General features: G+C 50.0%; 23 protein-coding genes and 1 other annotated feature. Of the genes, 19 read left to right on the forward strand and 4 right to left on the reverse strand.

The window, feature by feature from the left end; genetic code table 11:
* The first annotated feature begins 127 nt into the window (after positions 1–127).
* Entirely contained in the window at positions 128–742 is a 615-nt protein-coding gene (locus tag R5268_RS03165; protein WP_317418691.1) for an FMN-dependent NADH-azoreductase, read from the forward strand.
* A 45-nt stretch (positions 743–787) separates the two neighbouring features.
* Here R5268_RS03165 and R5268_RS03170 read toward each other — a convergent pair whose 3' ends face one another.
* Positions 788–1,990 (reverse strand): serine hydrolase, encoded by a 1,203-nt coding sequence (locus R5268_RS03170; protein ID WP_107678200.1) that lies wholly within the window; start codon positions 1,988–1,990, stop codon positions 788–790.
* A 214-nt stretch (positions 1,991–2,204) separates the two neighbouring features.
* Here R5268_RS03170 and R5268_RS03175 point away from each other — a divergent pair, with 214 nt between their 5' ends.
* Positions 2,205–2,825 (forward strand): glutathione S-transferase family protein, encoded by a 621-nt coding sequence (locus R5268_RS03175; RefSeq protein WP_052926182.1) that lies wholly within the window; start codon positions 2,205–2,207, stop codon positions 2,823–2,825.
* 3 nt (positions 2,826–2,828) lie between these two features.
* On the opposite strand, the gene R5268_RS03180 is transcribed toward R5268_RS03175, so the two are convergent.
* On the reverse strand, positions 2,829–3,656 hold the full coding sequence (locus tag R5268_RS03180) for an SDR family oxidoreductase (RefSeq protein WP_046893806.1): 828 nt from the start codon (positions 3,654–3,656) through the stop codon (positions 2,829–2,831).
* Positions 3,657–3,872: 216 nt separating this feature from the next.
* Between R5268_RS03180 and hisL the strand changes: the two genes are divergently transcribed.
* The 13 genes from hisL to R5268_RS03245 all read left to right on the forward strand — a co-directional run bounded on the left by hisL (position 3,873) and on the right by R5268_RS03245 (position 13,915).
* A complete protein-coding gene (gene hisL, locus R5268_RS03185; protein WP_101495319.1) occupies positions 3,873–3,920 on the forward strand; it encodes a his operon leader peptide in 48 nt (15 codons plus the stop codon).
* Positions 3,896–4,019, forward strand: a sequence feature (His leader region). (Overlaps the previous gene by 25 nt.)
* Before the next feature lie 34 nt (positions 4,020–4,053).
* A complete protein-coding gene (gene hisG / locus R5268_RS03190) occupies positions 4,054–4,953 on the forward strand; it encodes an ATP phosphoribosyltransferase (RefSeq protein WP_107678198.1) in 900 nt (299 codons plus the stop codon).
* A 5-nt stretch (positions 4,954–4,958) separates the two neighbouring features.
* On the forward strand, positions 4,959–6,281 hold the full coding sequence (hisD, locus tag R5268_RS03195; protein WP_317418779.1) for a histidinol dehydrogenase: 1,323 nt from the start codon (positions 4,959–4,961) through the stop codon (positions 6,279–6,281).
* Entirely contained in the window at positions 6,278–7,354 is a 1,077-nt protein-coding gene (hisC, locus tag R5268_RS03200; RefSeq protein WP_317418690.1) for a histidinol-phosphate transaminase, read from the forward strand. The genes hisD and hisC overlap by 4 nt, the downstream gene beginning before the upstream one ends.
* A gap of 19 nt (positions 7,355–7,373) precedes the next feature.
* Positions 7,374–8,441 (forward strand): bifunctional histidinol-phosphatase/imidazoleglycerol-phosphate dehydratase HisB, encoded by a 1,068-nt coding sequence (gene hisB, locus R5268_RS03205; RefSeq protein WP_314047792.1) that lies wholly within the window; start codon positions 7,374–7,376, stop codon positions 8,439–8,441.
* Positions 8,441–9,037: an imidazole glycerol phosphate synthase subunit HisH gene (hisH, locus tag R5268_RS03210; RefSeq protein ID WP_107678195.1), complete on the forward strand. Its 597-nt coding sequence runs from the start codon at positions 8,441–8,443 to the stop codon at positions 9,035–9,037. Before hisB ends, hisH begins: the two co-directional genes overlap by 1 nt.
* Complete coding sequence (gene hisA / locus R5268_RS03215) at positions 9,034–9,771, forward strand: 1-(5-phosphoribosyl)-5-[(5-phosphoribosylamino)methylideneamino]imidazole-4-carboxamide isomerase (RefSeq protein ID WP_046893801.1); 738 nt, start codon at positions 9,034–9,036, stop codon at positions 9,769–9,771. Before hisH ends, hisA begins: the two co-directional genes overlap by 4 nt.
* Positions 9,753–10,532: an imidazole glycerol phosphate synthase subunit HisF gene (gene hisF / locus R5268_RS03220; protein ID WP_054425498.1), complete on the forward strand. Its 780-nt coding sequence runs from the start codon at positions 9,753–9,755 to the stop codon at positions 10,530–10,532. Before hisA ends, hisF begins: the two co-directional genes overlap by 19 nt.
* Before the next feature lie 6 nt (positions 10,533–10,538).
* Positions 10,539–11,150: a bifunctional phosphoribosyl-AMP cyclohydrolase/phosphoribosyl-ATP diphosphatase HisIE gene (gene hisIE, locus R5268_RS03225; protein ID WP_317418689.1), complete on the forward strand. Its 612-nt coding sequence runs from the start codon at positions 10,539–10,541 to the stop codon at positions 11,148–11,150.
* Positions 11,151–11,250: 100 nt separating this feature from the next.
* A complete protein-coding gene (locus tag R5268_RS03230) occupies positions 11,251–11,739 on the forward strand; it encodes a YbaK/prolyl-tRNA synthetase associated domain-containing protein (protein ID WP_317418688.1) in 489 nt (162 codons plus the stop codon).
* Positions 11,740–11,760: 21 nt separating this feature from the next.
* Positions 11,761–12,429 (forward strand): hypothetical protein, encoded by a 669-nt coding sequence (locus R5268_RS03235; protein ID WP_317418687.1) that lies wholly within the window; start codon positions 11,761–11,763, stop codon positions 12,427–12,429.
* A 204-nt stretch (positions 12,430–12,633) separates the two neighbouring features.
* Positions 12,634–13,521 carry a hypothetical protein gene (locus R5268_RS03240; protein ID WP_317418686.1) on the forward strand — a complete coding sequence of 296 codons (888 nt, stop codon included), beginning with the start codon at positions 12,634–12,636 and terminating at the stop codon, positions 13,519–13,521.
* The gene (locus tag R5268_RS03245; RefSeq protein ID WP_218427772.1) at positions 13,514–13,915 is read left to right on the forward strand and encodes a DUF1240 domain-containing protein; all 402 of its coding nucleotides are present in this window, start codon (positions 13,514–13,516) and stop codon (positions 13,913–13,915) included. The genes R5268_RS03240 and R5268_RS03245 overlap by 8 nt, the downstream gene beginning before the upstream one ends.
* A 23-nt stretch (positions 13,916–13,938) precedes the next feature.
* Here R5268_RS03245 and tssD read toward each other — a convergent pair whose 3' ends face one another.
* Entirely contained in the window at positions 13,939–14,415 is a 477-nt protein-coding gene (tssD, locus tag R5268_RS03250; protein WP_107678190.1) for a type VI secretion system tube protein TssD, read from the reverse strand.
* Between the two features lie 184 nt (positions 14,416–14,599).
* Entirely contained in the window at positions 14,600–16,237 is a 1,638-nt protein-coding gene (locus R5268_RS03255) for a Na+/H+ antiporter (RefSeq protein ID WP_107678189.1), read from the reverse strand.
* Between the two features lie 859 nt (positions 16,238–17,096).
* Here R5268_RS03255 and R5268_RS03260 point away from each other — a divergent pair.
* The 4 genes from R5268_RS03260 to R5268_RS03275 all read left to right on the forward strand — a co-directional run bounded on the left by R5268_RS03260 (position 17,097) and on the right by R5268_RS03275 (position 22,180).
* Positions 17,097–17,633, forward strand: coding sequence for a fimbrial protein (locus tag R5268_RS03260; RefSeq protein ID WP_046893796.1), 537 nt, complete (start codon positions 17,097–17,099; stop codon positions 17,631–17,633).
* Positions 17,634–17,751: 118 nt separating this feature from the next.
* Positions 17,752–18,480 carry a molecular chaperone gene (locus R5268_RS03265; protein ID WP_218455253.1) on the forward strand — a complete coding sequence of 243 codons (729 nt, stop codon included), beginning with the start codon at positions 17,752–17,754 and terminating at the stop codon, positions 18,478–18,480.
* 18 nt (positions 18,481–18,498) lie between these two features.
* The gene (locus R5268_RS03270) at positions 18,499–21,009 is read left to right on the forward strand and encodes a fimbria/pilus outer membrane usher protein (protein ID WP_317418684.1); all 2,511 of its coding nucleotides are present in this window, start codon (positions 18,499–18,501) and stop codon (positions 21,007–21,009) included.
* A complete protein-coding gene (locus R5268_RS03275) occupies positions 20,996–22,180 on the forward strand; it encodes a fimbrial protein (protein WP_317418683.1) in 1,185 nt (394 codons plus the stop codon). Before R5268_RS03270 ends, R5268_RS03275 begins: the two co-directional genes overlap by 14 nt.

Genomic DNA, 22,180 nt, shown 5'->3' on the forward strand with positions numbered 1-22,180 from the left:
GCATTCCGTGTTTTTCTTCCTTAATTCAGATTAAATCCCGCGCTTCACCGGATTGTCCGCTGCACCACTCTCTTTTATGCTTCCGTGTATCCGCAGCCTGTCTGCATCTGTCATAAACGGAGCCACAATGAGCCGCCTTTTGCTGTTAAAATCATCTGTTAACGGACAACAATCCCAAACCACCCAACTGATCACCCATTTTTATGATGTATGGAAAACCCGTTTCTCTGAGAACAATATTACCGTCAGGGATCTGGTGGCTGATGCCCTGCCTGTCCTGGATGAGCAGCTCTACTCCGCTTATTACGCGGTACCACCGGAACAAATGACCGCTGAGCAGAAAGCAGCAATTGCCGTTTCTGATGCACTGATTGCCGAGATAAAAGCACATGATGTTATCGTTATGGCCGCGCCGATGTATAACTTCACCATTCCCGGGCAGCTGAAAAACTATTTTGATTTATTAATCCGTGCCGGGCTGACCTTCAGTTATACCCCGCAGGGCAGAACCGGGCTGATAACCGGTAAAAAAGCTGTCATTCTGAGCAGCAGTGGCGGTATTTATGAAAATGGCGTGAATGATTTCGGGGTGCCGTATCTGAAAGTAATACTGGATTTTATCGGCATACAGGATGTGGATGTGATCGGCGTTGATGGTGTGGCACAGGCACCGGATGCGGTTGCAGAAAAACAGGCGGCGGCCGGTGATGCCATCACGCAGTTTGTCCGGAATTACCGGTAATAAGCAGGAAAACCTGCCGGTCAGATAACCGGCAGGTTATTATGTTTAACCGAAGACGGAATGCCACAGTCCGGCAAAGAAGCGGACAATATAATCCCAGATACGGCCGAAGAAACCGGCTTCCTCAACCTGCTGCTGAACCACCAGCGGACGCTGTTCAACGACTTTGTCGTCGAGGATAAAGTTAATTTTTCCGACTACCTGATTTTTCGCCAGCGGTGCTTCCAGGGTCGTGCTGTCCAGCTCAAAGGTCGCTTTCAGATCTTTAAGTTTGCCTTTCGGGATAGTGACATAAATGTCTTTTTCCGCGCCCAGCGGCACTTCTGAAATATCCCCGAACCAGACGCGCTCGGTGGTCAGCGGTGTATCGGCTTTCACCGGCGCGACAGTTTCAAAGAAACGGAAGCCCCAGGAGAGGATTTTTTCACTTTCCGCAAAACGGACGCGATCACTCGGTGCGCCGAGCACCACAGAAATCAGACGCATCGGGCCGTCGGTTGCGGAAGCCACCAGGTTATGCCCCGCTCCGCTGGTGTGACCGGTTTTTACACCGTCCACATTCAGATTGGTGCTCCACAACAGACGGTTGCGGTTCGGCTGGCGGATCTTATTGAAGGTAAATTCTTTCTCTTTATGGATAACATATTCATCCGGCACATCGCTGATCAGCGCCTGGGTCAGCAGCGCCATATCTTTGGCGGTACTGTACTGCCCTTCGGAATCCAGTCCGTGAACGGTTTTAAAATGTGTATTTGTCAGGCCAATTTGTTTGGCGTAACTGTTCATCTGGGAAACAAACGTTTCCTGACTGCCTGCCACATATTCCGCCAGCGCAATACTGGCGTCATTGCCGGACTGAATAACCATCCCTTTATTAAGGTCGATTAATTTTACGCGGTCATCGGGCTTGAGGAACATCAGGGAAGAGCCTTTCAGCACCGGGTTACCGGTTGCCCAGGCATTAATACCGACGGTCACGATGTCATCCGGTGTTACTTTTCCGGCTTTAATGGCCTGTCCGACCACATAACTGCTCATAATTTTTGTCAGTGACGCCGGGTCAAGGCGCTCATCCGCATTGGCGGATGCCAGGATTTTCCCGCTGTTGTAGTCCATCAGCACATACGCTTTTGCATCCACCTGCGGTGCAACCGGTGTTTCCTCCGCAAACGCGTGGCCGATGCTTAAAAATCCGAAAGCAAGCCCGCCGATTAAACCGGTTACCCGTGAACTGATTACTGTCTGCATTACTCTTCCCTCTTTAAACCCGGTACATCGTGACAAAAATAAGAGTGATAACTCTGTGATAATGAATACTATATTCATTTCATGAATGGTAAGCCAATGACACTTTAACGCGATTCTTCCTGTTACGGGCATTTCGTGTAAAAATTTACACTTCATGACATAAAATAACCGACAATACGCACACGTCATCGCATTTCTATCAACAGGAGTCACTATGATAACCGTCTGGGGCAGAAAAAACTCGTCTAACGTCAAGAAAGTCTTATGGTGTCTGACTGAGCTGGGGCTGACTTATCAGCAGAAAGATGCGGGCGGGCCGTTCGGCGGCCTCGATACCCCCGAATACCTCACCATGAACCCGAATAAAACCATCCCGACGTATCAGGACGGTGAGTTTATTCTCTGGGAATCCAACGCCATTCTCAGTTATCTGGCGGATAAATATGATGACGGCACACTGCTGCCGCATAATGCGGAATTCCGCGCCCGGGCAGCGCAGTGGATGTACTGGTCAGACGGCAGTCTGTTCCCGTATATCAAAGCGATGATGGGACTTCTGGTCAGAACCCCGGCAGAGCAGCGTGATCCGGCCCGTGTTGCGGAACTGAAACAGTCACTGAATCACCTGATTGCCATGCTCAACGACGACCTTGCACAGCGTGATTATATCGCCGGTGATACGTTCAGTATCGCAGATATGGCACTGGCACCGCTGCTCTATCCGTGGCGGGAAGTGTGTCACGACAGACCGGACTTCCCGCACATTGAGCGCTGGTTTGCACGGATTGAAACCCGTCCGGCCTACCGCGATATCGTGGCGCTGCCGGTCAGTTAACACCTACTCCGTCATCGGCATCCGGCCGGGATCAGGGTACTGATACTCAAACCCCAATTCCCGGCAGATGCGGCTGCCGTCAATCTCTTTCCCTTCAGAGATATCTTCTTCTCTGAAGACCGGCGGCAGTAAATTAATCTGACGTGACATATCCGGATAAAATTCAGCCCGTGACGGATGCTGCGGCGCACACAGGTTGTACAGATGGCCGCCGTGCGGACGCTGGATCAGCAGGCGGATCGCCGCAATCACATCATCCTGATGCACCAGATTAACCGGCTGATTTGCGCCTTTCACCGCCGTTTTTCCGGCCAGGAAACGCCCCGCATGACGGGATTCCCCTACCAGCCCGGCCAGACGCAGAATGTCCGCTGACACGCCCGGCAACTCATTCAGCCAGTGCTCAATTTCGACAATCGCTTTGGCCGATTCTGTCACCGGATCGACCGGCGAATTCTCCGTCAGTTTCCCGGTCTGATTACCGTAAACGGCGGTTGAACCGGTAAAAATCACCCGTGACACGCCGCGCGCCGCCGCCAGATCCACCAGGTTCTGCACCGCTTTCACATACAGGTAACCGCCGCCCGCAGTTCTGGATGCAGGCAGCGTGATCACCAGAATATCTGTCTGCAAAAATTCATCCAGATCATCAGCATCACACTCTGGTTCCGGCGTCAGATTCAGCATATAACACTCAATACCGCACATCCTCGCCGCCTCTGTGCCGTCCGGCGTGGTTTTGGTGCCCTTAACGCGGATACCGATATCCGCAAGATGCAGTGCCAGCGGCATTCCCAGCCAGCCCAGCCCCGCGATAGAAACTGTTTTCATCGTGATCGACCTCTCTGTGTGGCTTATTTTTCTTTTTATTTCAGTAAATTATCTTAATTTCTGTTTTCTTTGCAAAAAAGGGGTTGCAAAGTCCGGGTGAGTTCTATAGGTTGAAAGACAAGCAATTTATATACATTGAATTTATAAATATCGTTATCACCATCATGACAACATTATCCGTGATAGCAACAAGCAGATAAACAACGAGAGATTATCATGACACGCATCCAGTTCAGCCATCACCACCACCATCACCCTGACTAGTCTTTCAGGCGATTGGTGCCGGAAGACGTTCAGAGCTTCCGGTGGCATGCGTGTAATAGAGAACCCCCGGAAGAATCTTTTTTCCGGGGGTTTTTTTATACCTAAAAAATTATAAAATTAAAGGATAATCAAAATGTTAGATAAAACGCGCTTACGGATAGCCATTCAGAAGTCAGGTCGCTTAAGTGAAGATTCCCGCGAATTACTCGCGCGCTGCGGCATAAAAATCAACTTACAACAGCAGCGCCTGATTGCCTACGCAGAGAATATGCCGATCGATATCCTGCGGGTGCGTGATGACGATATTCCGGGGCTGGTGATGGATGGTGTGGTTGACCTCGGTATTATCGGCGAAAACGTGCTGGAAGAAGAATTATTAAGCCGTCAGGCACAGGGACAAAACCCGCGCTACTTCACTCTGCGCCGCCTGGATTTCGGCTCCTGCCGCCTCTCGCTGGCCGCTCCGGTGGATTTCAGCTACAACGGCGCGGAGTGTCTTCAGGACAGCCGTATCGCCACCTCTTACCCGTTCCTGCTCAAGCGCTATCTTGATCAGAAAGGTATCCGTTTTAAATCCTGTCTGCTCAACGGCTCGGTGGAAGTGGCACCGCGCGCCGGGCTGGCCGATGCCATCTGTGACCTGGTCTCCACCGGCGCCACACTGGAAGCCAACGGTCTGCGCGAAGTGGAAGTGATTTACCGCTCCAAAGCCTGTCTTATCCAGCGCGACGGTGAGATGCCTTCGGCCAAACAGCAGCTTATCGACCGAATGATGACCCGTATTCAGGGCGTGATCCAGGCGCGTGAATCCAAATACATCATGATGCACGCCCCGTCTGAGCGACTGGATGAAGTGATCGCCCTGCTGCCGGGTGCGGAACGTCCTACCCTGCTGCCGCTGGCCGGTGAGCCGGATCTGGTGGCGATGCACATGGTCAGCAGCGAAACCCTGTTCTGGGAAACCATGGAAAAACTGAAAGCCCTGGGTTGCAGCTCCATTCTGGTTCTGCCGATTGAAAAAATGATGGAGTGATGACAATGACCGCAATGACCTTTAATACTCTGATCCGCTGGGAAAACCTTGATGCACAACAGCAGGCGGATGCCCTGATGCGTCCGGCGATAGCCGCATCCGGTGATATCAGCCGCGTGGTCAGTGACATCATCCGCGATGTGCGTGAAAACGGCGATGATGCCCTGCGCGCGCTGAGTGCGCGCTTTGACAAAACACAGGTAACAACGCTGCAAATCAGCGCCGCAGAGATTGCCGCTGCCGCTGACCGCCTGCCGGACTCACTGAAGTCCGCGATGGCGACAGCAAAAGCAAATATCACCCGCTTTCACGAAGCGCAGATCCCGGATGTGATTGATGTGGAAACACAGCCCGGCGTCAGCTGCCAGCTGGTCACCCGTCCGGTGGACAGTGTCGGATTGTATATCCCGGGCGGTACCGCACCGCTGATTTCCACTGTCCTGATGCTGGCCGTCCCGGCAAAAATTGCCGGTTGCCGTCAGATTATTCTTTGCTCACCGCCGCCGGTCGCGGATGAAATTTTATATGCCGCACAACTTTGCGGTGTGGAAACGATTTACCAGGTCGGTGGTGCCCAGGCAATTGCCGCCATGGCATTCGGTACAGAAACCATCCCCGCCACTGACAAAATTTTCGGGCCGGGCAATGCTTATGTGACAGAAGCAAAACGTCAGGTCAGCCAGACTATCGGCGGCGCAGCGATTGATATGCCGGCCGGGCCTTCTGAAGTGCTGGTGATCGCTGACAGCGGTGCAAACCCGGCCTTTGTGGCCGCCGACCTGCTCTCCCAGGCGGAACACGGCCCGGATTCTCAGGTGGTGCTGGTCACCCCGAATGAAGAGATGGCACAACGTGTGGTGGCAGAAACCAACTCTCAGCTCGAATTATTATCACGCAAAGAGATTGCCCGTCAGGCGCTGTCCGCCAGCCGCATCATTATCGCCCGCGACCTGGACACCTGTGTGGCCATCAGCAATCAGTACGGCCCGGAACACTTAATTATCCAGACCCGTGACCCGGACGCGTTGCTGCCTGCCATTAACAGCGCCGGTTCTGTCTTCCTCGGTGACTGGTCGCCGGAATCCGCCGGAGATTATGCTTCAGGGACTAACCACGTCCTGCCGACTTACGGCTACACCTCAACATACTCCAGCCTCGGACTGGCGGATTTTATGAAACGGATGACCGTACAGAAACTGACCCCGGCCGGGTTATCCGGGCTGGCAGACGCGATTGAAACCCTGGCGGCGGCGGAACTGCTTACCGCGCACAAAAATGCCGTGACACTGCGGATGAATGCCCTGAAAGCAGAGGAGAATAACGGATGAACAAACCATTCAGCGCGATGGCACTGGCCCGCGAAAATGTGCAGTTACTGACACCGTATCAGTCGGCACGCCGCCTCGGCGGTAACGGGGATGTCTGGCTGAACGCCAACGAATACCCGCTGGCACCGGATTTTACCTTTACGGATCGCAATCTGAACCGCTATCCGGAATGTCAGCCTGCCAATGTGATCAACCGTTATGCAGCTTACGCCGGTGTCAGTCCGGATCAGGTGATTACGGGACGCGGGGCGGATGAAAGCATTGAATTACTGATCCGCGCCTTCTGCGAACCGGGAAAAGATGCCGTGCTGTTCTGCCCGCCGACATACGGTATGTACAGCGTCAGCGCGGAAACGTTTGGTGTCGCACAGAAAGTGGTGCCGTCGCTCGATGGCTGGCAATTGGATCTGGACAGCATTGCCACCAGCCTTGATAACGTCAAAGTGCTGTATGTCTGCCACCCGAACAACCCGACCGGTAACCCGATCCGCGAACAGGATCTGCGTTATCTGTTTGATATTGTCGATAACCGCGCACTGATTGTGGTTGATGAGGCTTATATCGAGTTTTGCCCGGAGTTCAGTGTGGCATCGTGGCTGAAAGAATACCCGAACCTGGTGATCCTGCGCACGCTCTCCAAAGCATTTGCTCTCGCCGGACTGCGCTGCGGCTTCACACTGGCCTCTGCGGAGATTATTAATGTGCTGATGAAAGTGATCGCACCGTATCCGCTGTCATCCCCGGTGGCCGCCATTGCCGCCGAAGCGCTGCTGCCGGAGGGCATTGCCGTCATGCAGGCACGCGTCAGCGAAATCCGCAGCAACCGGCAGATGCTGTGTGATGAGCTGGGCAAACTGCCGCTGACGGAAACCGTTTTCCCGAGTGAAACCAATTACATTCTGGTGCGTTTCCGTGATGCGGAGCGGGTCTTCCGCAGTCTGTGGGATGAGGGAATTATTTTACGTGATCAGCGTAAACAACGCGGACTGGAAAACTGCCTGCGTATTACTGTCGGCACCCGGGCAGAATGCCTGCGGGTGATCGCCGCCATCGCCGCGCTTGAAATGCCATAATCTGAGGACAACGGATATCATGACACAGAACGTTTTATTTATTGACCGCGACGGAACCCTGATTACCGAGCCCCCGGTGGATTTCCAGGTGGACAGATTAGACAAACTGGCCTTTGAGCCGGATGTGATCCCCGCGCTGCTGAAACTGAAAGACGCCGGATACCGCTTTGTGATGGTCACCAACCAGGACGGACTCGGTACTGACAGCTTCCCGCAGGCCGACTTCGAGGCTCCGCACCAGCTGATGATGCAGGTTTTTACCTCTCAGGGCATTACCTTTGATGAAGTCCTGATTTGCCCGCACAAACCGGCGGATAACTGCAATTGCCGTAAACCGAAAACCACTCTGGTGGAGAAATATCTGCTGCCGGGTGTGATCGACGTGCAAAACAGCTATGTGATCGGCGATCGTGAAACCGATATTCAGCTTGCGCAAAATATGGGTATTACCGGTCTGCGTTACGGACAGCCGGGCACTGACTGGAACAGCATCGCAGAACAACTGACCCGCCGTGACCGCTACAGCCGCGTGGAGCGAAAAACCAAAGAAACCGATATTCTCACTGAGGTGTGGCTCGACCGCGAGGGCGGCAGTACCATCAGCACCGGCGTCGGCTTTTTTGACCACATGCTGGATCAGATAGCCACCCACGGCGGTTTTCGTCTCAATATTCAGGTCAGCGGTGATCTGGTGATTGATGATCACCACTCCGTCGAAGATACCGGGCTGGCACTGGGTGAAGCCCTGAGACTCGCGCTCGGTGACAAACGCGGCATCACCCGTTTCGGTTTTACCCTGCCGATGGATGAATGTCTTGCCCGCTGTGCACTGGATATTTCCGGCCGCCCGCACCTGGAATACAAAGCCGATTTTAAATATCAGCGTGTCGGCGACCTCAGCACCGAGATGATCGAGCACTTCTTCCGCTCGCTCTCCTACACCATGGGCTGCACGTTACACCTGAAAACCAAAGGGAAGAACGATCACCACAGAGCTGAAAGCCTGTTTAAAGTGTTCGGACGGACACTGCGCCAGGCCATCCGCGTGGAAGGTAATGTTCTGCCGAGTTCAAAAGGGGTGTTGTGATGCGCATAGTGATCACCGATACCGGCTGCGCCAATATCGCCTCCGTCCGCTACGCGGTGGAGCGTCTGGGTTATCAGCCGATGGTCACCGCCGACCCTGACCTTATCCGTCAGGCAGATAAAGTGTTTTTGCCGGGGGTCGGCACCGCAGGTGCGGCGATGGAAAAGCTGACAGAGCGCGGACTGGTAAGCACCATCCGTTCCCTGACCCAGCCGGTGCTGGGGATTTGCCTCGGCATGCAGCTGCTCGGCAGCACCAGCGAAGAGGGTAATATTGAGCTGCTCGGCCTGATTGATACCCCCGTACAAAAAATGACGCCGGACGGTCTGCCGGTGCCGCATATGGGCTGGAATACCGTCGAATTTACTGCTGATCTGCCGCTGTTCCGTGATATCGCGCCGCAGAGCTATTTTTACTTTGTGCACAGTTACGCCTGCCCGGTCAGTGACGCCACGGCGGCCACCACCACGTACGGTGAGGCTTTCAGCAGTGTTCTCTGCCGCGATAATTTTTATGGCGTACAGTTCCACCCGGAGCGCTCAGGCAAAACCGGTATCACTCTGATTAAAAATTTTCTGGAGATGAAATCGTCATGATCATTCCCGCACTGGATTTAATTGACGGACAGGTAGTGCGCCTTCACCAGGGCGATTATGCAAAACAGCGCGATTACGGCGCTGATCCGCTCAGCCGTTTGCAGGCCTATGAGCGCGAAGGGGCGGAACTGCTGCACCTTGTGGATTTAACCGGTGCCAAAGATCCGGCCAAACGCCAGATCGCATTGCTGAAAACCTTACTGGCAGGTGTCAGCGTGCCGGTACAGATCGGCGGCGGTATCCGCACTGAAGAAGATGTGGCGGCTCTGATTGAAGCCGGCGCTGCCCGCGTAGTGGTCGGCTCCACGGCGATCAAATCCCCGGAAGAAGTAAAACGCTGGTTTGCCCGCTGGGGAGCAGAACGCATTGTCCTCGCACTGGATGTCCGCATCGGCGCTGACGGTAAAAAACGGGTTGCGGTCAGCGGCTGGCAGGAAGATTCAGAACAGACTATCGAAGACGTGATCCGTGATTTCGCCTCTGCCGGACTGCGCCACGTGTTATGTACCGATATCTCGAAAGACGGCACACTGGCGGGCTCTAATGTGGCGCTCTACCGGGAAATCTGTGCGGCGTTCCCGGAGATTGCTTTCCAGGCGTCCGGCGGTATCGGCGGGCTGAGTGATATCGCCCCGCTCCCTGCCACCGGCGTGGCGGGTGTGATCGTCGGCAGAGCACTGCTCGACGGCAAAATGACATTACCGGAGGCTATCGCATGCTGGCAAAACGCATAATTCCCTGCCTGGACGTCCGTGACGGACAGGTTGTCAAAGGGGTTCAGTTCCGTAATCACGAAATCATCGGTGATATTGTTCCCCTCGCCCGCCGTTATGCTGAAGAAGGCGCGGATGAACTGGTATTTTATGATATCACAGCATCCTCTGACGGCCGAGTGGTGGATAAAAGCTGGGTTGCTAAAGTCGCGGAAGTGATTGATATTCCGTTCTGTGTTGCCGGTGGTATCCGCAGCACAGAAGACGCGGCGGCGATCCTCAGTTTCGGGGCGGATAAAATCTCCGTTAACTCGCCGGCGCTGAGTGATCCGTCACTGATCACCCGGCTGGCTGACCGCTTCGGCGTGCAGTGCATTGTCATCGGAATCGATACCTGGCACGATGCTGAAACCGGCAACTATCAGGTCTATCAGTTTACCGGTGATGAAAAACGCACTATCGCCACCTCCCGTAACACCCTCGACTGGGTGCAGGAAGTTCAGCAGCGCGGTGCCGGGGAAATCGTCCTCAATATGATGAACCAGGACGGTGTGCGTAACGGCTATGACTTGGAACAGCTGAAAAAAGTGCGTGAAGTGTGCCAGGTACCGCTGATTGCCTCGGGTGGTGCCGGTCATCCGGATCACTTCCGCGATGCGTTTTTACAGGCCGGTGTTGACGGCGCGCTTGCCGCCTCCGTCTTCCACAAACAGATTATTAATATCGGCGAACTGAAACGCGGACTTGCCCGCGACGGGATCGTTGTCAGGATACAGGAGTAATACGCTATGCTCACGGAACAGGAAATTGCACAACTGGACTGGCAGAAAACCGGCGGCCTGCTGCCGGTTATTGTTCAGCACGCTGTCTCCGGCGATGTGCTGATGCTGGGCTACATGAACCGCGACGCACTGGACAAAACGATCAGCGAAAAACGCGTGACGTTTTATTCCCGCACCAAACAGCGGCTGTGGACCAAAGGGGAATCCTCCGGGCATTTTCTGAATCTGACCGATCTGTTTAAAGACTGTGATAATGACACGCTGCTTGCACTGGTTTTACCGATCGGCCCGACCTGCCATCAGGGAACCAACAGCTGTTTTGCACCGGCACAAACCGCCCAGGGCTTCCTGTATGAACTGGAATCTGTGATTAAATCCCGCAAAAACGCCGATCCGGGCAGTTCTTACACCGCTCAACTCTATGCCGCCGGGACCAAACGTATTGCGCAGAAAGTGGGCGAAGAAGGTGTGGAAACCGCACTGGCCGCCACTGTCCGCGATAAGGCGGAACTGACCTCTGAATCCGCCGATCTGCTCTATCACCTGCTGGTCCTGCTTCAGGATGCTGATCTGGATTTAGCCACTGTAATCGCAAAACTCCGCTCCCGTCACCGTTAATCCGAAAGCCGGGCAAATCCTTTTTTGCCCGCTGTTTTTGTTGCCGTAACATTCTATAATGGTCAGGATATTGGCAACAAATGCAGAGACTGTGAGTGATATGAACCCGATTTTTGAGAAACTGACTGCCCGGCTGGATGAACATAATGCCCGCTACCGCGTAGTGCATCATACCTCCGCCGGGAAAACCGAAGAAGTCGCCAGAGTGCGCGGCACACACCACGGTCAGGGTGCCAAAGCACTGGTTTGTCATGTCAAAGGAAACGGTGTCCGTCAGTATGTTCTCGCGATTCTGCCTTCTGATCAGCAGGCGGATTTGCAGGCACTGGCAAAAAAAACCGGCGGTACCCGCGCCTCTCTCGCCAGCCCGGCAGAGACGGCTGAACTGACACAATGTGTCTTCGGTGCTATCCCGCCGTTCAGTTTCCACCCCGATCTCCGTCTCGTTGCCGATCCGATGTTATTTGAGCGTTTCAGCGAACTGGCTTTTAATGCCGGCAGCCTGGAATGCTCGATCATTCTGAACACAAAGGACTACCAGCGGATTGCCGATCCTGAAACAGTATCGTTTGTCCGCCGTGAACTCTGATTTTTGCTTGGGAAGGCGCTTATGCAGGACGAACTCTTAGACTCTCTTTATTATCTGCTGTTACTCAGCCTGCTGCTGTATATGTCGCGACACCGCTGGCGCCGCTGGTTCAAAACACAGAAATCCCGCAGGCGTTTTGTCTCCTCTCCCGAGGAGGATGAGCAATCTCTGCGTCAGCAGCTGAGTGCGCCATATCTTAACGGCAGTCAGTTTCATAAAACGGATCACTTTTTTGCGGTCAGCGCGCTGCTGCGCGAAGTGCTGATACATTATGAAGAAAAACAGATCCGGCTGAATGACAGCCTGTTCAGCCGGGAAGACAGTTATGAATTTACCTGTTTCGGCACACCGCTGCCCGCCCCGGTAACCGCCACGCTGGCAGAACGGCTGGCACTGCGGGATGATTTTCAGTATACCGACGGTGAGTTACTCAGCCGCTACTGCATTACCCCGCCGGCCGGAAAACCGCTGAATCATCAAATCGGTCTGTGGATTGATATGCTTCAGTCTCTGCTGGATAGCGAGCTGGTTCTGCTGCTGGAAGAGAATAATCAGAAAGACCGAGACTGCCCGTCACTCCGGTTATCCGCAGAACAGGTTCACCACTGGCTTGATGAAATTAATGACACCATGACGCAAACCGCATCCCGGGTGTTGCAGGCGCATACCCGCAGCAATATTGTGATGTAAAAAAGACCCGCTGCGCGGGTCTCAGATTGCTGACAAAGCAGGATAAAACGTGTTTTTTTCTGCTTTGTGTTATCGGCTATATCACTTAAGCCATCGCAGGGAGTTTCATTGTGAAAAACGGATTGTCAGGGCGATTTTTGACGTGTTTTATTGTACATAATCAGCTCATGATATAACCTAAGTGAAATGAACAGGGAGAGTTACATGGGATATAAATACGACCCCGTACGCGGAACCGTCATTTCATCAGAGACGCCGTATGGTTTTGAGGAAAGACCCGATTATGATGAATTACATCATCAGGCTAATCTGCTTAAAATAAAATCAATACTGGGTGACACTACGGATAATGAGAATGTTGCCGCGCTGATTACGGTTGCGGAAGCGGAGTATGTTTTAAAAAACACGAATACATCGAATCCTTTTCAGTCAGCGAAAGAGGCATTATTTGGTGTCGGTGATGTTGTTTCCAATTTTTCAGGAAGTGTTTATGAGTCAGGCCGCGTTTTCCGGATTATTAATGAGTTCAAAGATATCGGTATTAAAGCCACTGAATACGTCGGGAAAAATGGTAATGTTTATATCCGTCTGTCCGGTCATGCAGGGGTAAGAGCTTTCCTGAATGCAACGCGGTATTTAGCTGATAATCCGAAAATATTGTATATGGGCGTGGGGACTCAAGGCCAGAACGCTGTTTCTGCAGGAGCTACCCGGTTTTCAATTGTATATTCTCTGGCTTACCGTGTCGTTGAACTGATATTTAAGGATGAATATACGCTGACGGATTTTTTTGTGAATGTGACGATGGATATGGCAAAGCTTGCGGTAAGTATGAAAGTAGGCGGAGTCGTAGTTGGTTACTTTGTGACGGCAGGATATATCGCCAGCGGTAGTGTTATTGTTATATCTCTGGGAATATTTTTTGCAGGTCTTGTTATTTCTTATGGTTTATATAAACTTGATGATTACTTTGGAATAAGTGAATCTATTATCAGAGAGCTGAGAAAGCAGCGAAAACCAAGATCTGATGGTGAAGGCCGATACCATGCTGATAATTTTTTCATGAACTTTGGCAGGAACAGTCGTGGATGAAATTAAACCAGTAAAAATGTATTTTGTTGCAACTATACTGCTTTTTTTTGTTGCACTTGGCGCATATGGTTCTATAACAAGTTATATTGAATACTTTCTTAAAAGCGAGACTGTGTCATTTTCATTTCAGGTTGGTGTTATTATTTTTGGCGTTCCTTTTCTTGCCAGGGGTGCATATTTTCTTTTCATTTGTGGTTATCGCAAAACAAAACAAAAAGCAAATAATAAAATAAATAACGCATGTGTCGCGATAATGATATTTGGTATTGTTTTTAGTTTTATTTTTTCATTTTATGTTGAGTATGATTTAACATCACGCGGCTATGTAAAATGTTATAAAAAATCTATGTTAGCGCCAACTGAATATGTTATTTCAAAGGATATGTGCAAATAGCACATATCCTTTATCGTTGTCTGTTAAATCATTTCACTGTTAATGCTGTATGTTGAGGTACTGGCTTTTGTATGTTCTCTTGAGATGGACACGTATCTCATTTTGACGCGCTGATAGGGATCGTCGCCGCCTTCGCTGATTAAGTTCGCGTGAACATCATCAACATCCACCAGTGATACGCCGGTAAGTTTATATGTGGCGTAGACCTCAAGCTGTCCGTGCTGACTTGTCCGGTAACATTTGAAGGTTGCTTCCAGAATCTCATTATTATCGACACAGGAGTAAAGCAGAGGAAATGCTTTATCTATCGGTTTCGTGAATATCAGCTCTTTATAGGCGGCATTTTGCGCCCGGAACGCCCCTGCGCTTAAATTAAGTATCAGAATTTCATTTTCATGTCCGGCCTGATAACGGTTACCTATTGAATCAACAGATGAGCATCCCGCTGAAATCAGTCCCTGAATTTTACCGGTTAACGTCAAATAAATCGGATGTGCCATAACAACGTCCTTAGTCAGAAAACATGAACTTAACCTTAAGTTAAATTTCCTGTCAAGGCGAAGCCAATATGTCCGTCATGTTACTGAATTCATCCGGTATCCGGATTGCTGTTATTATGTTAGTCAACAGGCTGAAGACCCGTAACCTGGGTCTTCAGCGATTTTCTCTCCGGCACTACGGCGATCAGCGCAGAGCCAGTTTCAGTGCCTCTTCTTTCAGATCCAGTTCCTGCACCAGCCGTGTATAGGTGTGCTCACTGATATTCTTACTCTTACGCAGCTGTTTCAGTGCATCCCGCTCCGCCTGAAGGGCGTTCAGTGACATCCGACGTTCCACACGGATGACATTCAGCCAGTCAAACCCGGCGGTCTGATCATCACTGTTACTGTCAAGATGACGGCCGTAGATCTCCAGCAGGTGTGTTCCCACTTCTGTCCGCAGTGTCATTTCATCAATGTCTTCCAGCGGCTCCGCCATCTGCACCCGCAGATTGTTCATCGCAGCTTCATTCAGGGTGAAACGGGCATTCAGCTCTTCATTATCATGCGGTAAGTCAGTATTCAGCCCTTTCGTCAGTACCGGCAGGGCAACCGCGGCAATCACCAGCGAAAACAGAATAACCCCCATCGCCAGGAAGATAGCCAGATCCCGGTGCGGGAACGGTGAACCGTCATTCATCAGCATCGGCAGAGTCAGAATACCGGCGAGCGTAATCGCCCCGCGCACACCGGCTGTTGCCATAATCGCCATCAGGCGCAGATGCGGCATATCGGACTGTTTACCTTTGCGGCGCTGACGGAAAACCGTCAGTGTCATGGCAATCCATACCCAGGCAAAACGCAGAACCGCCAGACCGAAGGTGATAATCACCACATACAGCAGTAATACCCACGGCGCGGAAGCTCCGGCATCCGCCGCCACCTGCGGCACTGCACGCCACATTCCGGGTAATTGTTCCCCCAGCAGAATAAAGATCATTCCGTTCAGTGCGACCTGTACGGTATCCCAGACCGCTTTGCTCTGCATGCGGGTTGCGGACTGCATACGGCCGACAATGCGCTCATAGTGCATCGCAATACCGGCAGCCACCGCGGCCAGAATACCGGATACCCCCAGGTGCTCCGCCGCCAGATAAGAGACAAACGGGATCAGCAGGCTGATCATAATCTGGATAGCCGGGTCTTCCCCGGTACGCTGCACCAGGAACTGGTTCACTTTCCCGATAAACATGGCAATCAGCAAACCGACCATAATGCCGCCCAGCGCCACCACCATAAACTTCCCGGCAGCTGACGGCAGAGAGAATGTCCCGGTCAGTGCAGCTGTTACCGCAAAACTGAAACACACCAGACCGCTGGCATCATTAAAGAGGGACTCCCCTTCCAGAATATGTGCCATACGGGACGGCAGCGGTGCATTGACCGTCATTGCCGCCACAGACACCGGGTCAGTCGGTGACAGAATCGCCGCCAGTGCAAAGGCAACCGCAAGGGAAACCGCCGGGATCAGCCAGTGGATAAACAGCCCCATACCGACAACCGTGAAGAACACCAGACCGATAGCCAGCGAGAAAATAGGTTTGATATCACTGAACAGCGCTTCCTTCGGAATACGCCAGCCATCAAGAAACAGCAGCGGCGGGATAAAAAGGAACAGGAACAGGTGCGGCTCAAACGCCACATCAAAACCAAAAAGTGATAACCCTGCCCCTATAGCAATCTGGATGAAAGGTAACGGGATTTTATCCCGCAGCAGGCGGGAGATAAACACACTGGCAATCACGGCCAGCAGAAAAACGAGGATCAGTGTCACGACAGACATAGGCGGTTTTTTATCCTTACAGAAATCTGATACATAACCACAATTCAGGGTTTGCAGAGTATACGATTGACAGTAAAAATAAAGCAGAGAAAGTAGGGAATGTAAAATTATTGTGTGTCAAAATCTGATCACCTGCGCTTCCTGAACATCCGCATTGCATAATTAACGCATAAGATAAGTAAAACCATCATTTTAACAACATGTTAGTTATTATCTTTTGTAATAAAAAAATAAATATTCTTTTTTAAAAAATGATTATTCATTCCGGATAATTAAAACAACCGGAATGGCCTGGAGCAAATATCAGATAAATTAATTATTTAGTAATGACGATTAAAACCCTGCTGAAAAGACATCAGAAGATCCGGCAATGAGAAACAAACCTTCCGGTCTTATCCTGAAACACATTGTTATTATTTTATTTAAACACAGGCAATCAATTGCGTGTTAAATATTGGTTATTAATACTTAGCTATATTCCAAATAAACAAAATAAGACGTGGTATTAGTACATGTATAGTTAACATTAATTGGTGTTATTTTTTTATCAACCTTTTGTTATCAATGGGTTACACATCACCACACTCCCGTGAACATAACGTTTTCTCACCGTTCCGCATCTATGTTTGTTTTGTAGCACCACTATAGACTTAATTCAGTCGTTTAAACCATTTGAAGCGATTCAGTCAGGATTTAAACTCTATAACAATGCATTTTTTTAGATAAAAAAATTACCAATTGGAAACTTGCGCCAGATCAATTCTAAGGATGTAAGGGAGTGTGTTAGAGTATTTCCAAGTTAAGTTACTTACCCAAAAATATAACCAAATTCATTATTACGACGACGAGAAAGAATTCCATGAAAAAGATTAATTTAATTACTGCTATCCTGTTTACTGCTATTTCCGCAGGCGCTGTTGCCGCTGATGGTAAAATTACATTTAAAGGTGAAGTGGTAAAACAAAGCTGTGTAGTTGAAGGTGCAAATAAAGATAAAACAGTAACATTACCAAAAGTCAGTGCAAACGCATTACAGAATGTCGGTGATACCACCGGTACTACTCCGTTCACGATCGAATTATCCAAGTGTGCGGCGGCAGAGAGTGTGACTGACGTGGGTTTAAGTTTTGTCGGCCCTAACATTGATCTGACAACAAAAACACTGAATACCAAAGGTATTGGTGCAACAACGGCCAAAAACGTCAATATTGCGCTGTATAACCAGAATGACCAGTTTATTAAACTGGGTATGGATAAAGACAACCAGAATGTCGGTTTTACCAAATTAGCTGAAGGTAATGTTCAGTTAAACTATATTGCTAAGTATTATGCCGTAGGCGCTTCTGAGCCGGGTGTAGTAGAATCTAACGTTGATTTCGAAATTATTTATAAATAATCTTATATTATAAAATATAATGGAAATAGGGTGATGAATTTGTTCTAATCACCCTGTTTCCTTTTCTTTATTCCACTCATCAAAATAAGAGTATATAAGAGCGAATATGATTAAAAAGATGATAGCTGTCTTTCTGTCGTTGGTGGCTATTCCGGCAAGCGCTGCTATTGTGGTGACCGGAACCCGTTTTGTATATCCTTCCGATGATAAAGAAATATCCGTTAATATTGAAAACAGCGGTGAAAAAACAGCGCTGAGTCAGGTCTGGCTGACAACCGGTTTTTCCGAAAAACGTTCCGGTAAAGAGGTTACCAAAGCGGATATTGAAGATACCCCTTTTGTCGTTCTGCCGCCGTTATTTAAAATTAAACCGGGAAATGTGCAGACCGTCCGTATTCTGTATACCGGTGAACCGCTTCCTGCTGATCGTGAAACAATTTTTACCCTTAATATTCTGGATGTTCCGCCGAAAAGCAAAGCCGTTGAAAACAACCTGCAGATTTCTGTCTTATCAAAATTCAAACTCTTTTACCGCCCTTCTGCAATTGCAGGCGATTACAGCTCCGCTGCCGATAAAACGGACTGGACAATAACAAAACAAGGCACGGATATCTGGCTGTCTGCCAAAAATAACAGTGCATTTTTTATCACACCGGACAAAGCAAAAGTCATTGTTAATCAACAGGAATATGATGTTCAGCCCGGACTTGCCATGATGGCGCCTTTCGGCGGCAGCACACAGGCAAAAATAAACCGGTTAACGGCAGTTCCGTCATCCGCTGTCATTAAATTCAGCTATGTCAATGATTCCGGCGGCAGTTCAGACGCCGAAAAAACCGTAAATTAAGGTTGCCCGAAGAAACATATGCAATGGCCTGTTTATCTCTCTGCTATTATTTTTTCCGCCACACTGCCGTTCAGTGTGGCCTTTGCTGATGACGACGACGATTATGAATTTAACCCGGCTTTTATTAAAAACTATGCCGTCAGCGGAGATGTCGATTTACGCCGCCTGACCACCGATAATGACCAGATGCCGGGGTTATACCGTACTGATGTTTATGTCAACGATCAGAATACCGGGAAATTCCTGATAAAACTGGAGAATAATAAGTCCGGAAAATTGCAGGTCTGTTTAACTCCGGAATTGGTTAATTCAATGGGATTAATCAATTCTCTCGTTGATACCTTTCATGAACAGACAGAAAAACAGGATGAAAACGACTGTTTTTATTTATCTGACCTGATCCCTGAATCCGCATTTGAATTTATTTTCAGTAAACAGCAACTGCATCTTTCTGTCCCGCAGCGGGATTTACTGAAACCGGTTCCGCCGGAAAGTAATCCGCTTAACTGGGATGAAGGTAAGTCTGTTATATTTACCAATTATTTTTATAATCGCTATACCACCCGCTCAGAAGGCTATTCCAATACCACCGATTCATTAACGCTTAATTCCGGCATTAATATTTCCAAATGGCGTTTCCGTAATGACAGCCAGATAAATAATGATAAATATACGGCGGTCATGACCTGGCTTGAACGGGATATTGATTCGGTAAAAAGCAAACTGACACTCGGGGATTTTTATTCCGGCTCTGTTTTTTCCAACGGCAGTTCATTACGGGGTGTTCGTTTACGTAATGATAACAGCATGTTATCAAACCGGGAAACCGGGTATGCCCCGGTGATTCAGGGGATCGCCAAGACTCAGGCACAGGTAAAAGTGTATCTTGCGGACTCCGGAACAGAAATTTACAACACGGTTGTACCGGCCGGGCCGTTCGAAATCAGTGATCTCCTGCCGGTCTATTATTCCGGGGATCTGCTGGTCGATATTATTGAAGCCGACGGCAGCGTTCAGAAAATGCAGATCCCGGTGCAGAGCGGTTTATCCTTTACCCGTCCCGGTAAACTCGATTTCGATATCGGCATGGGTAAACTGCGCTACCGTAATACCGTATTCGGTGACCCGGTAACCGATGCCTCATTACGCTATGGTGTCAGCAACCGGATTTCGGCCTCCCTGGGAACAGTATTCAGTAACGATTATCTGTCCGGCGCAGCCGGGATGACCATCAATACCCCCGTGGGCGCCTTTAACGGCGAAGTGATCCACGCCAAAGCGACACTGAAAAATAATGATAAAACCCTTGAAGGGAATTCTTATAAACTCAGTTACAGCAAAACATTTCCGTCAACGGAAACCTATATCAACCTCTCTTCCATTCAGTTTGATACCAAAAACTATGTCAGCGTTTATAACGCGATGCAGATGAATCACGGCTATTTTCAGTATGATGAACAGCAGCAGAATAATGCCTATAAACTGAAAACCCAGTACACCCTGTCGATGAGTCAGCGCCTGCCGTATAACGCAGGCAGTGTCAGTGTCAGCGGTTCAACGGCAGATTACTGGAACAGCAGCAAAACCAGTAAACAATATACTATGTCTTATACCACGAGCGTGTACAGCGCAGGGGTGATAGCCTCTCTCCGGAAAACCGATAATCAGTATAACAATGACACGCTCTTTTCATTATCGCTGAGCATTCCGCTGTCTGCCGGCAATAACACTTATCTGACCGCCAATTATCTCAATGCCGGCAATAACCGGAATATCGGTGCCGGTGTCAGCGGCAGTCTCAGTGACGATCTTGATTACTCATTATCCGCCGGACAGGATCAATATGAAGATGAAACCAGCCGTTACGCCACAGCCGGCGGCCGTTATAAAACCGGTATTGCGGATTTCTCGGCGGATTACAGCCATTATCCTGACTCAAAAACATTAAATGTGAGTGCATCAGGTGCGATTGTCGGCCACAGCGGCGGATTGCTTTTTGCCAACAGGCTCGGTAACTCCTTTGCCATTATAAAAGCGGAAGGCATTGAAAATGCGCAGGTGCTGGGAGCAGATACGCACACAAACAGCGCCGGTTATGCCATTCAGCCTAACCTCGTGCCTTACCGCAAAAATCTGGTCGGTATCGAAACCCGTGACCTGGGGCAGAATTACACCGTGGAAGAATCAAAACGCACGATTATTCCGCGTTCCGGCAGTGCGATATTTATCGAACTCGATACCCGTATCGGTGCCCCGGTGGTACTGAAAACCCGGGATTCTCAGGGAAATATGTTACCGCTGGGTGCAACCGTATACGGACCGGATAACGAGCCGCTGACGTTTGTCGGCCAGGGCGGAAAAATCTTCCTGAATCTGAATGAAAAAATGACAACGATCCGCGTGGATACCAGTGCCGCCGACGGGCAGCAATGTGTGATTGATCTGACTGAGATTAATCACAAATACCTGATGAATGATAAAGTGTCGGTCGTGTCAGCGACCTGCGGGATAATTAATGATGAAAATTAAATCACTGCTTTTTTTCTTCGCCATGATAGTCAGCACACAGGTGTCCGCTTTCAGTACAGTAACGGACATCAAAGGCCACGTTGCCCCCGTCTGGCGGGGTACAAAAGATATCAAAGCTACGATAGGTGTCTTTAACTCCGGCAGTTACCGCTTTGGTGAGCCTATCCGGAATACCAGCGGACAGCTGATTGAAACTGAGTATGTCCCGCATTTTCACTTAAGTTATTCATCCCCCCGCTTCCGCTGCACCCGGGGTGAAACCTATCGTGCTGCTGTCACAACTGAAGGTATCGGAATCATTCTGGGCGAAAAAGACGGATATGCCGTGCTTAAATCCAATATACCCGGCGTGGGCTACCGGCTGGATATCGGCGGGGAAATTTCCGGAACCTATGTTAACCCCTCAATTACCCGTTACAGTAAAATAGGCGTAAATGGTTCAACCGATATTGATCTTCCCTGCACATCACAAAACCAATTTGCACTGGGTATCAAAGTCACGCTGGTCAGAACCGATGAACAACCGGATGACAGCCAGGGGCTTTCGTTTTTACCGGTACATGTTGCATCACCTTATCCGGTGGCTATTTCAGTTTATGACCCGGCAGGAAACCTGGTGCTGGACGGAAGATGGTCAATTCCGCTGAAAAAAACCAGTAATATCGCGGTTAAATACCTGAAAGAGTCCTGTCAGTACCGCTTTTCCAACCGCGAGCAGATCATCAGCCTCGGCAAAGTGTCTTCCGGTCAGTTTTCCGGTCCCGGCAGTACCGCCTACGGGCAAAACGGCCCGCAAACCGTGGATGTGTATATCGACTGCGGCGGCACCAACTTTATTCAGAATATCCGGGCCTCCGTTTTTGAAGGTACCGGCGGTAATGAAGCCTCTGCCGCGCTGCGCCGTCAGGGGGTGCTGCTGAATAATCTGACCGGACAGAATGCCGCGAAGGGTGTGGGGGTTCAGGTACTGATTGATAATAATGCCAGGCCGCTCGGTACCGATATGCCGGCCTATATTGATGATGAAACTCAGTGGGATGTGGTAAAAGGCAGCGGAATTATCAAAGGTGTCTATCATTTTGCGGTCAGCGGACGTTATTATCAGACAGAGCCTCAGATTCGTGAGGGACTGATTCAGACTACTGCCGGATTTACCCTGATTTATCGCTGA

The organism is Morganella sp. BCCO 40_0007, assembly GCF_032989665.1.
Taxonomy (GTDB): domain Bacteria; phylum Pseudomonadota; class Gammaproteobacteria; order Enterobacterales; family Enterobacteriaceae; genus Morganella; species Morganella sibonii.

Bases quoted from the DNA above. Each gene is read 5' to 3' on its own strand.
- hisD (WP_317418779.1), top strand. From the start codon at position 4,959: ATGACCGCAATGACCTTTAATACTCTGATCCGCTGGGAAAACCTTGAT.
- hisA (WP_046893801.1), top strand. From the start codon at position 9,034: ATGATCATTCCCGCACTGGATTTAATTGACGGACAGGTAGTGCGCCTT.
- R5268_RS03230 (WP_317418688.1), top strand. From the start codon at position 11,251: ATGAACCCGATTTTTGAGAAACTGACTGCCCGGCTGGATGAACATAAT.
- hisB (WP_314047792.1), top strand. From the start codon at position 7,374: ATGACACAGAACGTTTTATTTATTGACCGCGACGGAACCCTGATTACC.
- hisC (WP_317418690.1), top strand. From the start codon at position 6,278: ATGAACAAACCATTCAGCGCGATGGCACTGGCCCGCGAAAATGTGCAG.
- R5268_RS03175 (WP_052926182.1), top strand. From the start codon at position 2,205: ATGATAACCGTCTGGGGCAGAAAAAACTCGTCTAACGTCAAGAAAGTC.
- R5268_RS03180 (WP_046893806.1), bottom strand. From the start codon at position 3,656: ATGAAAACAGTTTCTATCGCGGGGCTGGGCTGGCTGGGAATGCCGCTG.
- hisH (WP_107678195.1), top strand. From the start codon at position 8,441: ATGCGCATAGTGATCACCGATACCGGCTGCGCCAATATCGCCTCCGTC.
- hisF (WP_054425498.1), top strand. From the start codon at position 9,753: ATGCTGGCAAAACGCATAATTCCCTGCCTGGACGTCCGTGACGGACAG.
- R5268_RS03255 (WP_107678189.1), bottom strand. From the start codon at position 16,237: ATGTCTGTCGTGACACTGATCCTCGTTTTTCTGCTGGCCGTGATTGCC.
- tssD (WP_107678190.1), bottom strand. From the start codon at position 14,415: ATGGCACATCCGATTTATTTGACGTTAACCGGTAAAATTCAGGGACTG.
- R5268_RS03235 (WP_317418687.1), top strand. From the start codon at position 11,761: ATGCAGGACGAACTCTTAGACTCTCTTTATTATCTGCTGTTACTCAGC.
- R5268_RS03170 (WP_107678200.1), bottom strand. From the start codon at position 1,990: ATGCAGACAGTAATCAGTTCACGGGTAACCGGTTTAATCGGCGGGCTT.
- R5268_RS03260 (WP_046893796.1), top strand. From the start codon at position 17,097: ATGAAAAAGATTAATTTAATTACTGCTATCCTGTTTACTGCTATTTCC.
- R5268_RS03270 (WP_317418684.1), top strand. From the start codon at position 18,499: ATGCAATGGCCTGTTTATCTCTCTGCTATTATTTTTTCCGCCACACTG.
- R5268_RS03240 (WP_317418686.1), top strand. From the start codon at position 12,634: ATGGGATATAAATACGACCCCGTACGCGGAACCGTCATTTCATCAGAG.
- R5268_RS03275 (WP_317418683.1), top strand. From the start codon at position 20,996: ATGATGAAAATTAAATCACTGCTTTTTTTCTTCGCCATGATAGTCAGC.
- R5268_RS03265 (WP_218455253.1), top strand. From the start codon at position 17,752: ATGATAGCTGTCTTTCTGTCGTTGGTGGCTATTCCGGCAAGCGCTGCT.
- hisG (WP_107678198.1), top strand. From the start codon at position 4,054: ATGTTAGATAAAACGCGCTTACGGATAGCCATTCAGAAGTCAGGTCGC.
- R5268_RS03165 (WP_317418691.1), top strand. From the start codon at position 128: ATGAGCCGCCTTTTGCTGTTAAAATCATCTGTTAACGGACAACAATCC.
- hisIE (WP_317418689.1), top strand. From the start codon at position 10,539: ATGCTCACGGAACAGGAAATTGCACAACTGGACTGGCAGAAAACCGGC.